A 264-nucleotide genomic window follows, 5' to 3' on the forward strand; every position below is an offset into this window, starting at 1 on the left:
GCGCGGCATATCGACATCGAACACATCGATGGCGTCTTGCGACGACGTCAACCTCGCCGCGAGCACGCTGTTGAAGTCGTCGAACGGAACTGCTTCGTAGTTCACCGTGATGTTCGGGTGCTCCTTGTGGAACGCGTCGAGCACTGGCTGGATCTGCTTGGCGTCGTACGCCGCGCCGGCGTAGGTGACGGTGATCGGCTGCGTCGGCTCGGTCAGGCTCGTCGGGCCGACGCCTTGGGCGGTCCCTGAGCCCCCCGATCCGCT

At 65.2% G+C, this 264-nt stretch carries 1 protein-coding gene; it reads right to left on the bottom strand.

Annotated features, from left to right (window positions below; genetic code table 11):
• Positions 1-264, bottom strand: a 264-nt coding sequence (locus ACZ3HG_RS23955) for an extracellular solute-binding protein (RefSeq protein WP_465334898.1), incomplete at both ends; no start/stop codon positions are given.

The organism is Erwinia sp. PME.40.26/001, from assembly GCF_055556675.1.